The organism is Streptomyces sp. NPDC053048 (genome assembly GCF_044547045.1).
Taxonomy (GTDB): domain Bacteria; phylum Actinomycetota; class Actinomycetes; order Streptomycetales; family Streptomycetaceae; genus Streptomyces.
Genome location: NZ_JBITZS010000013.1, coordinates 19339 through 32999 on the forward strand (window position 1 = coordinate 19339; position 13661 = coordinate 32999).

Below are 13661 nucleotides of genomic sequence, written 5' to 3' on the forward strand. Positions count from 1 at the left end.
TTCTCGTTCGGTGGCTCTCGGCGGGGGCCGGTCACTGGAAGGTCATGATCATCGTGGTGTCGGTCATGCCGAGGTCCGTGACCAGGTGGAGGCGCCCGTCGCGGAAGTAGGCGGTGCCGCTGCGCGCAAGCTTGTACTCCCGCTCGGCGGACTCCTGCGGCATCTTCATGAAGACCTTGGAGTCGCCGGTCCTCGGGTCGAGGGAGAGCACGCGTCCGCTCTCCTGCCGGGTGGCCAGCTGATAGACGAGCAGACGGCCCTCGTGCATGGCCAGGGGGCGGTTGGTCCGGCTGCCGCCGAGCGGGACGGTCCAGCGCGGCTTGCCCGTGGTGAGGTCGATGGCGGCGATCTCGTTGGGGGTGGCGCCGTCGCCCGCGACCTTCTCGTTGAGCGTGGGCAGGTAGACCGTGTCGCTGTCGACGACGATCTTGCGGCAGGAGTCCAGCAGCCGCGGTTTGCAGTCGGAGACGTCGTAGGGGCCCGCGGACATGGAGATCAGCGGCCGCATGCGGCCCTTGTCGTCCAGGGAGACGAGTTCCGTGGTGTGGATGCTGTTCTCCCGGCCCAGCGCCAGCACCGGGGGGTTGACGGAGAGGACGTTCTTCACCGCGATGCCGTCGAGGACCTTCCAGGTCCACTTCTCCAGGCCGGTCTTCGGGTCGACGTTCATGATGAACTGCCGGCCGCTGATCAGCTCGCACTGGGCGAGCGTGAGCTGCCGGCCGCGGTCGACGACCGATCCCTGCTGCTGGCAGCCGTAGTCGGGGGCCTTGCTCTGCTTCCCGTCGGCGGCCGCATAGAGGTAGGGGTCGCCCACGATGTCCACCACGGCGACCTTGCCGCCCTCGATGTGGAGGTTGGCCATGTCGCGCGACTGCGTCCGCCCCTTGGCGTCGACCACGGGCTTCGACCACAGCTCACGGCCGCGCTCGAGGTCGATCGCCATGACCTTGTCGCAGTCGAAGTCCTGCGTCCCGAAGATCACCGCTGCGACACCGCCGTCGGAACGGGGGGAGGAGGCACATGCCCGCCCCGGAATCTGGACAGTCCACTTCCGCTTTCCGTCGTCCAGCCCGAACGCCGTCACCTCCTTGCGCGTGGTGATGACGATGCTGTCCTTGGTGAACCAGGGCGTGTTCATCCGGTCCGCCCGGTCCCGGTCCGCGGTGGGCACCGGCGCCATCCAGGAGAGCTTGGCGTCGACGGGCCGGGCGACGGTCTCCTTCTTGGGTGCGGGATCGTTTCCTCCCCGCCCCCACAGCAGCCAGCCGCCCGTGCCCGCACCGGCCACCAGTAGCAGTCCCAGCCCGATGACCAGGGCCTTGCGGCGCTTGCCGGCTCCGCCGGGCGCCGGGCCGGAGGACTCGGGCGGGCCGAACACGGGCGCCGGGCCGAAGCCGGGCGGGGCCGTCGGGGCGTCCGCGAAGGGCCGTCCCCCCGGCGCCGCGGGCGCCCCGGGGGTCGGCGGAGGCGGCGGGGACGACGGCGTGCGGTCCTCGATGCGGGTGTCCCATACCTGCGGCGGGCGCTGCCCGTCGTGCGGGGGGACGGATGGTGACTGACTCATGGGTTCCTTCGTGCGGTGCCGGATCCGGGCCGGCTGCGGCGGTTACGGTCGCGTGCGACCACGGCCGATCCCGCGATCACGGCGACCAGGACGGCTGTGCCGCCCAGGGTGTACGTGGCCAGGCGCACCTCTCGCTCCTGCGTGCTCTCCCCGGTGGGGAGGGCCGCGGGCTGGGGGGCGGCGAGTGCGTGCGCCGGGCCTTCGGGCGTGGTGACGCGGTCGATGGGACGGTCGTCCTCGGCGAGGGCGCGGGCGGGGTCGACGACGCCCCAGCCGATGTGGCGGTCGCGGCCTTCGGCGACGCGTTCCGCGGTCTGCTCGATCTGGGCGACGACCTGGTGCTGCTTCCAGTCGGGGTGCTTGGCGCGGATGAGGGCGGCGACTCCGGCGACGTAGGGCGCGGCGAAGCTGGTGCCGTGGTCGACGCACTGGCCGCCGCCGGGGACGGTGGAGACCATGTCGACGCCGGGCGCGGCGACCCCGATGAAGTCGCCGGACTGGGAGAAGGGGGCGCGTTCGTTGTTGCGGTCGGAGGCGCCGACGGCCAGCACGCCCGGGTAGGCGGCCGGGTAGGTGGGCTTGGCCGTGCCGTCCGCGCCGTCGTTGCCCGCCGCCGCGACGACCACGACGTCGCGCGCGAGGGCGTGGCCGACGGCGAGCTCCAGGTCGGAGTCGGGGCGCAGCGGCGTGGTGGTGTCCTGCGAGATGTTGATGACGCGGGCTCCGGCGTCGACGGCCTGCCGGATGCCGACGGCGAGGGACCGGGAGGTTCCGGTCCCCTTCTCGTCGTTCTGCCGGATCGGGATGATGACCGACTCCGGGGCGATGCCGACGAACCCACTGGCGGGGGACGGCCGCGCGGCGATGATGCCGGCGACCTTGGTGCCGTGGCCGACGGGGTCGAGGGCGGGGCCGCGGCCGGGGTCCTTGGGGCCGGAGAGCAGGTCGGTGCCGCTCTTGACGTCGACGGCGTCGGCCAGTTGCGGGTTGCGTACGTCCACGCCGGTGTCGATGACGGCGACGCGGACCGGGCGGCCGTCGGCGTCCTTGCCCCGGGTGTCCTGCCAGAGCTGGTCGAGCAGCACACGCTGGAGCGACCAGGGGGTGCCCTTGATGGGTTTGGCGGGGTACGTGCACTCCCCGCTGCCGGCCGGGGTCATGGGCACGGGGTCCGCGGCGGACGCCGCGGAGGCGGGCGCGGCGGCGGGCGGCGTGAGGGCGAGGAGCGCGGCCGCGAGGCCGGACGTCACTGCGATGCGCATCCGGGACCGCCTACGAACCCTGCGGCTGCCGGGCGCTGTTGGCGTCCAGGCGGGGGCCGGTGGGCAGGAACTGGGACCAGTTGGCGGGCACGGCGACCGGTGTGACGTTCTGGTAGCCGAGCCTGACGCGCGCCTGGTCCGCCTCGCTCACGGCGGAGGGCGCGACACCGGGTGTGCCGGTGCCCGGCTCCCCCGCCGCGGGCTCCTCGCCGATCCTCGATTTGGTGGTGGCGCTGTCGCTGTTGGACTGCACGGCGTAGCGCAGCCCGGTGTCGGTGACGAGGAAGACCGCGCCGCTGCGCGTCTGGCGCCCGGTGACCTGGCGGTAGAGCAGGCCGGATCCGGGGGTGACGTACGCGCTGGTGGCGCCGTCGGGGATGGTGGCGGGGTAGTCCCGGCCCGCCCAGACGCCCAGGTCGGGGGTGCCGTCGTCGTCGAGGCCGCCGAAGAGGCTGCAGACGGTGTCGGCGCCGGCGGCCGTGTCGTTGGCCTGGCGCGGCACCCGGTCGGGCCAGTGGCTGCCGCCGTAGAACTCCTCGGCGTCCGGGGTGAAGTCGGCGGCGCTCACCCGCTGCGGGGTGCCGGCCTGGCCGAGGGAGCTGAGGGCGCGGCTGCTGAGGAGGAGCTTGGCGGTGAACTCCGAGACGCGCGCGACCTTGCCGGGCAGCACGACGTAGTGCTGGGTGCCGGTGCCGGTGGGGGCCTGGAGGATCGTGCCGACGCGGTCGGCCCTGCCGAGCGTGGGCACCCCCGCCCGGTCGCCGACGCCGTCGACCTCGGGGAAGGTGATGGGCGTGCCTTCGCCGAGGGTGGCGAGCCATTCCTTGGTGACGCGCTGCGGCTGGGCCCCGTCGTGGAAGAGGGCGCGCAGCAGGAGGTTGTGGTCGGCCTCGTCGCCGGACCGGCCGGGTCCGCCGATGAGGTAGCGGGTGCCCCTGGGGTCGACGAGGTAGCGGGCGTCGTCGGGGCCCTGGACGTAGAGGGCCTGGTCGCCGCGCAGGCGCTGGGAGCCGGACAGCCGCTTGGCCTTGGGATCTCCCGCGGAGAAAAGGAAGACCGCCTTTTGAGTGGTTTTACCGTTGCCGCCGGGTTGTTGGCAGACCGCCCATTGTTTCTGTTTGCCCGCCTGTGCGGCGGAGGGCATTCGGTCCGGTGCGTACGGAATTCCGAGGGTGGGGCCGCGGGAAATGCGGCCGTTGTCGAGCTCGGATTCCCGGACCTTGATCACTCCGGGCTTGCCGGGCTTGATGAGGAGCCTGGCGGAGGCGAGATTGAGGACGGGGTGCAGCTGTTTCCTGCCCTCCGTCTCGAGCACGACGTAGCGGGTGGTGGAGTCGCTGCCGACGATGACGTGCGCCGCCACGTCGTCCCAGCCCTTGGGGGCCACGGGCTTGAACACGCCCCACGCGCCGAAGCCCGCCACCAGCAGGGCGCCTGCGACGACGCCGGGCAGGACCGTGCGCAGGGGGCGCGGCGCGCCCTCGTCCGAACCGCTGGGCGAGGGCTGGAGAAAGGCGGCAACTGTCCGTTTCTTCGCGAAGGTGTAGGCGTTGAGTTCGTCCCGCCGAGATGCCATGTCGAGCCGTTTCTCCCCCGTTTTCCCTGCGGCTTCGCTGTGTCCCGGCCGCGGCAGGCCGCCGCCGTCCTGTCGGCCCCGTTGTCGGACCGAGCCTCTACTATGCCCGTAGGTGATCGGCACACGCCGCCGGGGGACGGTACCGGTGCGGTACGGGCGATGGGGGCGGCCGGTTCCCGAGGGTGTATTCCGGGACAGGTGAGGGGGCTTGACGGCCATGGCTGCCGCGACGCGCGTACGGGCCGCGAACGGCCCGGTGGCCGGTGCGGACGCCGTCGTCCCCCGGCCGGCTCCCGGGCGCGGGTCACTGGGCCCGGTGCGGCTGCAGCAGCTGGTGCTGGCCGAGGTGGCGGCTGCCGTGGTGTTCACCGCGTGGGTCGCCGCGCGCCCGCTGCTGGTGCCGGCGGCTGTACTGGCCGCGGTGCTGGTGCTGTTGGCGCTCGCCCGGAAGGGGCGGCGGCCGGTGACGGAGTGGCTGACCGCGGCGGCCGCGCTGCGCGAGCGCGCCCGGCGCGCGGCGGCGGAGCCGGTGGCGGTGGGCACGGACCCGCGCCTGGCGCCGTTCGTCGAGTGCGAACCGGCGCTGCGCACGGGCTCCTTCAGCGCGGCCGGGTCCGCCGGCCCCGGAACTGTCGGCCCCGGCTCCGCCACTGCCGGTTCCGCCCCTGCCGGTTCCGCCACCGACGGCGGGCAGCGGACGGTCGGGGTGGTCGGCGACGGCACGTTCCTGACGGCGGTGCTGCGGGTCGAGGCCGTGGACAGACCGCTGCGCGCGGACCGGGTCGCGGGATCGATGCCGCTGGGGCTGCTGCGGGACGTCATGGACATCGACGACATCCGGCTGGAGTCCGTACAAGTCGTGCAGACCGCTCTGCCCGCGCCCGCCCCGCACCTGCCCGCCCAGGCGCTCGCGGCCGCCAACTACGCGCCCCTGCAGGCACTGACGGGCGCCCCGGCCGTGCGGCAGACCTGGGTGGCGCTGAAGTTCGACCCCGAGCTGTGCCCGCGGGCCGTCGAGGCGCGCGGCGGGGGCGTGGCGGGGGCACAGCGCTGCCTGCTGCGCGCGGCGGACCAGCTGGCGAGCCGGCTGCGCGGTGCCGGGTTCACGGCCGCGCCGCTGAGCGAGGACGAGGTGGTGGCCGCCCTCGCGGCCGCCGCCGACGTCAATCCGGCGGCCACGGCCCAGGCCGCCCTGGCGAGCACACCGGCGCGGCGTACCGCCGAGACCGCGCGGGCCTGGCGCTGCGACGACCGCTGGCACACCACGTACTGGGTGAGCCGCTGGCCCCGGCTGGGCGCGGGCGGGGCGCCCCTGCCGCAGCTCGCCGCACTGCTGACGTCGCTGCCCGCGCTGTCGACGACGCTGAGCCTGACGCTCGGCCGGGGACGGACGCTGAACGGCCGGCACGCACCGACATTGACGGGACATGTACGGATATGCGGGCGCAGCGCGGATGAATTGACGGGGCTCGGGCGCGAGTTGGAGCGGATGGCCAGGGCCGTGAAGGCCGGGCTGGTGCGGCTGGACCAGGAACAGGTGCCCGGGGTCCTCGCCACGCTGCCGCTGGGAGGGACGCGCTGATGACCACAGGCACCCCGCAAGCGCCCACCCTCCGGGCCCGGTTCGGGTTCGGGCTGCTCGGGCCCCGGCGCGGCCGCCACGAGCTGTCACCGGACCGGTTCGACGCGCTGGAACTGCCCATCGGTGACGACGGGGTGGTCATCGGCTCGGACGACCGCGGGGCACCCGCCGTGCTCGCCCTGGCCCGCCCCACGGCGTTCGACGTCGTCCTGGTGGGCGGCGCCTGGACGGCACAGGTCATCGCCCTGCGCGCGGTCGGCACGGGTGCGCGGGTCGCGGTCGAGACGGGCCGGCGGCAGCTGTGGACGGCGTTCGCGCAGTCGGCGAACGGTGGTCAGCAGTGCGTCACGCTGCACGACGTCGGACGGGTACCGCCGCAGGGGCCGTCGGTGCACAGCCCGGTGCTCGTCGTCCGCGACTGCGGGGCGCGCCCGCCTCGCGGCCGGGCCGCCGCGGCACCCTGGCAGTCCGTCCTCACCCTGCTCCCCTACCTCAGCCCGGTCACGCCCCGCCTGATGGACCGGGCGGACCTCGTGGGCGTCCAGCGCGTCGCCCCCGACGAGGCCCGCCGGATCGGCCGGACGATGAACCTGCCGCCGGACGACGTCGAGACGCTGCCCACCCTCCCGGACGGCGTCACGCTGTGGTGCACGCGTTCGGCACGGACCTATGTGACGACCCGACCGACCGAACCGGAGACGGGACTCCTGGGCGCCCCGCGGCGCATGGAGTGACGTGCGGCTCCGCCGAGGGGCGGGCGGGAGCCACGGGGCAGCCCTGCCGCGGTGATGCGGATGACGATTAGTCTGTATGAACGTACGCACTGGAGAACCGACGACCGGCCTGTCGCGTGACAGTCCACGTAAACCGGTCGTTCGGGGCGACAGGAACGGTCGGCCCCGCCAGTTGGCATCCATGGGCGCCGGACCACACCAGCAGGAGGCATTGTGAGCAGCGATCGGGACGAGATCCGCGCGGCCGGAAGGACAGCCGGCGAGGACCGGCCCGACGCCGAGCACGAACCCGAGCACACGGGCGAGTTCACCATCGATTACACGCCGCCGGCGTGGTACACGCAGAGCGCCGGTTCGCCTGCGTCATCGCCTGCGTCATCGCCTGCGGCGGGCCAGGGCGAGGTGAGTGCGGAGGCGGCAATGGCTGCCGAGCCGGCGACGGCGTGGCCGCCGTCTTCGCCTGCGGCGGGCCAGGACACCGGGGCTTCGGCCCCGGCACCGGCTGTCGAGCCGGTCGCGACCTGGACGCCGTCGGCGCCTGCGGCGGGCCAGGGCACCGCGACTTCCGCCCCGGCACCGGCTGCCGAGCCCGTGACGACGTGGACGCCGTCCTCGCCTGCGACGGGCCAGGACGATGCAGCTCCGGAGGCGGCACCGGCCGCCGAGCCGGTCGCGGCTTGGACGCCGTCGGCGCCTGCGGCGGGCCCGGACGAGGCGGCACCGGTCGCCGAGCCGGCGACGCCGTCGTCGCCTGCGGCGAGCCCGGTTACTTCCGACCCGGCACCGGCCGCCGAACCCCTGGCGGCGTGGACGCCGCCGCCGATGCCGAGCATCGACCTGCCGCCGCTGCCGCCCGAGTTCCCCCCGGCGGCCCCGCCGGCCGCGCACGCCTACACGGCTCCGGAGGAGGCGCCGGAGGCGGCTCAGAAGGCCGACAAGGCGAGCCCGGCCGCATCGCCCGAGGACCCCCACAAGGCGCCGGCCGGCGACTACAGCCTCTCCGCTAGCCCGTCCCCCGACGCAACTGCCGCCCCGGCGGCGCCGGCAGCGGACGCACCGGCGCAGGGCGGCGGCCACGGCCTTCCCTCTACGCCGACCACCGACGCGACTGCCGACCCGGCGGCGCCGGCGGGCGGTTACGGTCTCCCCGCTACGCCGGCCACCGATGCGACTGCCGCGTCGGCAGCGGACGCACCGGCGGGCGGTTACGGCTACCCCGGTCCGGCGGCACCGGCGGCACCGTCGGCACCTCCCGCGGGCGCGCCCGCGCCGCAGGGTGGGTACGGCTACCCCGCCGTACCGGCAGCACCGCCCGTAGCGGCCGCACAGACGGCACCCGCCACGCCGACCACCGACGCAACCGCCGCACCGGCAACGCCGACCACTGCCCCGGCCGGAACGCCCGCGCAGGCAGGTGGCTACGGCTACCCCGCGCCGTCGGCACCCGCCACGCCGACAACCGACGGAACCACCTCACCAGCAACGCCGACCAGTGCCCCCGCCGGAACGCCCGCGCAGGCAGGTGGCTACGGCTACCCCGCACCTGCGGCGCACGCCACGCCGGCCACCGACGCAACTGCCGTACCGGCAGCGTCGGCAGCGGACGCGCCTGCCGGTGAGTACGGCCTCCCCGCCCCGGCCGCGCACGCCACGTCGGCCACGGACGCAACCGCCGCGCCCTCGGCGCCGCCCGCGCCGACCGGCGGTTACGGCTACCCCGCACCGGCAGCAGCGCCCACGGCCGCAAGCGCGCCGCAGGGCGGTTACGGCCACCCCGCGCCGGCCGCCCCGGCCACCGACGAACCCGCGCCGCAGGCTGGTTACGGCCACCCCGGCCCGGCCATGCCGGCCGCGCCGCTCGCGAACGCCCCTGCACCGCAAGGCGGTTACGGCCCCGTGCCGGCCACCGACGCAACTGCCGCACCTGCGGCGCCGACGGCCGCCGACGCACAGCCGCAGGCCGGCGGCCACCCGGCGCCCGCAGGCGGTTACGGCTACCCCGAGCCTGCCGCACCGGCATCCGACGCACCCGCGCCGCAGACGTACCCGGCACCCACGCCGCAGGCGTACCCGCAGGCCGGCTACGGAACGCCCGTACCGCCGCCCGCCGGTTACCCCCAGCCGGGCGCGCCCCTGCCCGGCGCGATGCCACCCGCCGTGGTGCCCGGACAGCCTGCCGCCGGCCCGTACGCGCCGCCGGCGCAGTCACAGGCGCCGGCCCAGGCCCAGGCCCAGCCCGAGCCACAGCCCGCCGCCCCCGAGCACGGGCATGGGCACGGGCACGGCCACCCGTCCACGCCCCCGGCAACCGGCGCCGCCCCGTCGGCGTACCCGGCGCCGGACGGTGCGCCCGTCGATCCCCGTGCCGGCGGGTGGCCGACCGTGACGCCGGAGCAGCGGCAGCGTTCCGTGCACGGTGCGCCGCTCGGGTTCACCGCCGCGGTGGAGCTGTCCTCGGAGCGGCTGCTCAAGGGCAAGCCGAAGCCGCGCAAGCAGCCGAGCAACCGGTTCAAGTTCGGCGGCAAGAAGGAGGAGGCCGAGCGGCAGCGCAAGCTCGAGCTGATCCGCACGCCCGTGCTCTCCTGCTACCGGATCGCGGTCATCAGCCTCAAGGGCGGCGTCGGCAAGACGACGACCACCACCGCCCTGGGCTCCACGCTCGCCAGCGAGCGCCAGGACAAGATCCTCGCGATCGACGCCAACCCCGACGCCGGCACGCTCGGCCGTCGCGTGCGCCGCGAGACGGGCGCGACCATCCGCGACCTGGTGCAGGCGATCCCGCACCTCAACAGCTACATGGACATCCGCCGCTACACCTCGCAGGCGCCCTCCGGGCTGGAGATCATCGCCAACGACGTGGACCCGGCCGTCTCCACGACCTTCAACGACGAGGACTACCGGCGCGCCATAGACGTGCTGGGCAGGCAGTACCCGATCATCCTCACGGACTCGGGCACCGGCCTCCTCTACAGCGCGATGCGCGGCGTGCTCGACCTCGCCGACCAGTTGATCATCATCTCCACGCCGTCCGTGGACGGCGCGAGCAGCGCGAGCACCACCCTCGACTGGCTGGCCGCGCACGGCTACGGCGAGCTGGTCTCGCGCAGCATCACGGTGATCTCGGGGGTCCGGGAGACCGGAAAGATGATCAAGGTCGAGGACATCGTGTCGCACTTCGAGACCCGGTGCCGGGGCGTCGTCGTCGTGCCGTTCGACGAGCACCTGGCGACGGGCGCGGAGGTCGACCTCGAGATGATGCGGCCCAAGACCCGCGAGGCGTACTTCACCCTGTCCGCCATGGTCGCCGAGGACTTCGTGCGGGCCCAGCAGCAACAGGGCCTGTACGGCGGCCCCGCGCCCCAGCAGGCGCAGCCGGTCCAGCCGGCCCAGCCGCTGCCGGGCGGGTACGCGCCGGAGCCGGCGCCCTACCCGTACGGCGCGCCCGGCCAACCGGGCCCGTACCAGCAGCCCCAGCCCCCGCAGTACCCCGAGCAGGGCGGCTGGCCCCAGCCGCAGTCTCCCCAGCCTCCGCAGCAGTAGCGGAACGGCAGGAGGGCCCCGGGCGCGAAAACGCCCGGGGCCCTCCTCGCATCCGTACCGGTCAGCCGGCGACGACCGCCGCCTCGTGCGCCGCCACCAGCTCGCGCGCCCGCTTCACGTCGTCCGCCATGCACTCCAGCAGCGCCTCGATGGACTCGAACTTCTCCATGCCGCGCAGGTAGGCCAGGAAGTCCACGGCCGCGTGCAGCCCGTACAGCTCGAGGCCGACGCGGTCGATGGCGTACGCCTCCACCGTGCGCTCGGTCGCGTCGAACTGCACGTTCGTGCCGACCGAGATCGCCGCGGGCATCACCTCGCCGCCGACGGTCAGCCACCCCGCGTAGACGCCGTCCGCCGGGATCGCGGTGTGCGGCAGCGTCTCCACGTTGGCGGTCGGGAAGCCCAGCTCGCGGCCGCGCTGCGCGCCGCGCACCACGACGCCCTCGACGCGGTGCGGACGGCCGAGGATCTCCATCGCGCCCTCGACGTCGCCCTCGGCGACCAGGCGCCGGGTCAGGGTGGAGGAGAACGGCAGTCCGCCGCCGGCCGCGCCGGTCACGTACAGGTCGATGACCTCGACGCCGAAGTCGTAGGTGACCCCGAGCTCCTTGAGGAAGTCGACGTTGCCGGCCGCCCGGTGGCCGAAGCGGAAGTTGGGACCCTCGGCGACGAGCTTGGCGTGCAGCTTGTCGACCAGCACCTTCACCACGAAGTCGGCGGGCGAGAGCTTCGAGAACTCCGCCGTGAACGGCAGGATGAGCACCGCGTCGACGCCCAGGTCCTCGATGAGTTCCGCACGCCGGTGGTGCGGCGCCAGCAGCGGCGGATGGCTGCCGGGCCGGACGACCTCGCTGGGGTGCGGGTCGAAAGTCACCACGACCGAGGGCACGCCGAGCTCACGCGCCCGGTCCACGGCCCGGCCGATGATCAGTTGATGCCCGCGGTGCACGCCGTCGTACGAGCCGATGGTGACGACGCTGCGCCCCCAGTCCTGGGGGATGTCCTCCAAGCCACGCCAGCGCTGCACTGTGCCCGCTCCTCGCCCGAACCCGAACCTTTGTCTGTCTGATGACGCAGGTCTAAGAGTGCCATGCCGGTTGTCGGCGTCCCGCATCGGCCGGTGCGGTGCCGGTCACGTCCGCTGGGTGCGTGGGATCCGACGCGCCCCCTCGATCCCTTCCACCCCCCTTCTCGCGCCCCGCCGTCAGCCGGATCCGGGCGCTGGGGCCCACGACCACGGCCCATTGCGCGGGCGCCGATTTCAGCCATCCGCGTACCTGGTCGCCGAAGACCGGCACTTCCCTGGCCAGCTGTGTCAGCCGCCGGTCGAAGCACGCGGCTCCCTCGGGGGTGCGGGCCATCAGCAGGCCCGTGCGGTGGACGAGGTCGCGGGTACGGCCCTCCGTGCGCTGCTCGGCCCCCGCGGCCACCGCCCGCAGCAGCGCGTCGAGGACGGTGACGTCGGGCTCGTGCGGCCCGTACTCCTCACGCTCCATCAGCACCTCGAGCAGTTCCTGGCGCAGGGCGCGGGAGACGGGCGTGCCGGGGTCGGCCAGGACGGGCGCCAGGGCGCGGCGCACATGGGCGGGGCGGGTGCGCAGCAGCTCCACGACGAGGGGGAAGAGCACGGCGCGGGCGACGGGGCCGTGCTCGAGGCGGCGGTCGACGAACGCGGCGGCGTTCTCGGCGCCCTCCGGGCGGTGCGCGACGTGCTCACGCACGAGGGCGGCGGCCTGGCGGGCGAGGGTGGGGGCGGAGACCTCGGCGAGCGTGCGCAGCACGGCCGCGGGCCGCTCCCCCGGCTCGTAGAGCCGGGCGCGGAAGGCGGCGAGCACCTGGCCGGGGTGGGTGGTCAGGGCGGGGGCGAGGACGTCGGGCGGCAGGTGGGGGTCGCCGGCGGTGAACCGGCTGAGGGCCTGCGGGAGGTGTCGGGCGCGGGTGTCGCGGTCGCGGACGAGCAGGGCGAGCGCGGTGCCGTGCAGGGCGCCCTCGGCGGGGCGGGCGAGCAGGGCGAGCGCGGAGAAGCGCAGCAGCTCGCGGTCGGCGTCGGTGCTGACGTGGGGCGCGGTCCTGAGCGCGTACGCGGCCGCCGCCACGTGGCGCTCGACGCGCTCGTCGTGCGCCCAGCGGTCCACGGCGCGGCAGAGCGCGGAGGGCTCGTCCTCGGCGAGGGCGGCGAGCAGTTCGTCGGCGCGCGGGTGGCCGGCCTCGACGAGCGCCTCGGCCAGGTCGTCGACGGCCCGCTTGCGGTGGGTGTGGAGGAGGGCCTGGGCGGCGGTGGCGACGGTCGGCCGCACGCCGGCGCCGTCGGGGGCCGCGGCGGTCTGCAGGGGCCGCTCGTCGCCGAACCACCGGCACAGCAGGGGCTGCGCGGCGCACGGGTTGTCGGCGAGCAGCGTGGCGGCGGCGGTCAGGAAACGGTCCGCCGGCGGCGGGGCCGGGGTCGGCGCCCCGGCCCCGCGGGACTGGCCGGGAACGCGCGGCCCGGTTCCGCCCACGGGCGTGCCGTGGTCGTGCGCGGGTGGCTGGACGCCGGCGGGCGGGGTGGCGGAGTGCGCGTGTTCGGCCTCCGGCTGCCGGGCCGCGCGGGCGCGCGGCTTCCCGCCGCCGCGCCGGCGGCTGGGCACCCGCCCGACCACGGGCTCGCGCCCCGGCCCCTGCGCCCCGCGCCCCCCGTCCTCGTGCCGCCCCTGCCCCGGCACCCGCGCCCGACCCGCCCCGGCTGCCGCCGCCTCGTCGCCGGACGACGGGCCGCTGGCCCCCTGCCCGTCGTCAGCACCCACCCCCGCACCGGACGCACCGGCCCCGGCAGACTCGCCCCGGGACGGCACGCCGCCCTGCCCTCCCCGGCGCGCACCGCCCGTCCCCGTACCGGACGCACCAGCCCCGGCAGGCTCGTCCCAGGACGGGACGCCCCTCTGCCCTTCCCCGCCCACAGCGCCCGTTGCCCCACCGAACGCACCGGCCCCGGCAGGCTCGCCTCGGGACGGCACGCCGCCCTGCCCTCCCCCGCGCCCAGCACCAGCCCCCGTACCGGACGAGCCACCGCCCCACCACTCCCGGTCCGGCCCACCGGCCACCGCCGCCGCCCCGTCGCCGTACGACGGTCCGCCGCCTCCCTGCCAGTCCGCGACGCCGCCGCAGGCCACGCCCCACCCGCCCGTGGCGTCGGCCCTCGTGCCGCGTCGGCCGGCCACCGCCGTCCCGTCGCCGGGCCGGGCACCGGGCGTGCCCGTACCGGGCCCACCGGCCCCCTCGGCCCCCCGGCCGCCGGCAGCGCCGGCACCCGTGGCCGCACCCGGCCCCCGACGACCGGCCGCACCGACCCGTCCGGCCCCGGCCTCACCCCCCGCACCGGCACGGCGTGCGCCAGGCACGGTCCGGTTGCGCTCGCCGGCCC

7 protein-coding genes are annotated in these 13661 nt (G+C 75.5%); 3 read left to right on the forward strand and 4 right to left on the reverse strand.

The features are described 5' to 3' along the window. Positions 1-31: 31 nt before the first annotated feature. Genes ACIG36_RS29965 through eccB form a run of 3 tightly spaced genes read right to left on the reverse strand, consistent with a single transcriptional unit; the run spans position 32 to position 4405 of the window. Entirely contained in the window at positions 32-1567 is a 1536-nt protein-coding gene (locus ACIG36_RS29965) for a PQQ-binding-like beta-propeller repeat protein (RefSeq protein ID WP_399934572.1), read from the reverse strand. After that, on the reverse strand, positions 1564-2829 hold the full coding sequence (gene mycP, locus ACIG36_RS29970; RefSeq protein WP_399934575.1) for a type VII secretion-associated serine protease mycosin: 1266 nt from the start codon (positions 2827-2829) through the stop codon (positions 1564-1566). Before mycP ends, ACIG36_RS29965 begins: the two co-directional genes overlap by 4 nt. 10 nt (positions 2830-2839) lie before the next feature. Continuing rightward, entirely contained in the window at positions 2840-4405 is a 1566-nt protein-coding gene (gene eccB / locus ACIG36_RS29975; RefSeq protein ID WP_399934577.1) for a type VII secretion protein EccB, read from the reverse strand. 217 nt (positions 4406-4622) lie between these two features. Between eccB and eccE the strand changes: the two genes are divergently transcribed. The 3 genes from eccE (at position 4623) to ACIG36_RS29990 (ending at position 10261) form a co-directional block, all read left to right on the forward strand. Continuing rightward, positions 4623-5987, forward strand: coding sequence for a type VII secretion protein EccE (gene eccE / locus ACIG36_RS29980; RefSeq protein ID WP_399934580.1), 1365 nt, complete (start codon positions 4623-4625; stop codon positions 5985-5987). Then, positions 5987-6721, forward strand: a complete 735-nt coding sequence (locus ACIG36_RS29985) for a hypothetical protein (RefSeq protein WP_399934583.1) — start codon at positions 5987-5989, stop codon at positions 6719-6721. The genes eccE and ACIG36_RS29985 overlap by 1 nt, the downstream gene beginning before the upstream one ends. Positions 6722-6934: 213 nt before the next feature. Then, entirely contained in the window at positions 6935-10261 is a 3327-nt protein-coding gene (locus ACIG36_RS29990) for an SCO5717 family growth-regulating ATPase (RefSeq protein WP_399934586.1), read from the forward strand. Positions 10262-10322: 61 nt separating this feature from the next. On the opposite strand, the gene ACIG36_RS29995 is transcribed toward ACIG36_RS29990, so the two are convergent. Further along, the gene (locus ACIG36_RS29995) at positions 10323-11288 is read right to left on the reverse strand and encodes a bifunctional riboflavin kinase/FAD synthetase (protein ID WP_399934588.1); all 966 of its coding nucleotides are present in this window, start codon (positions 11286-11288) and stop codon (positions 10323-10325) included. Positions 11289-13661: the final 2373 nt, after the last annotated feature.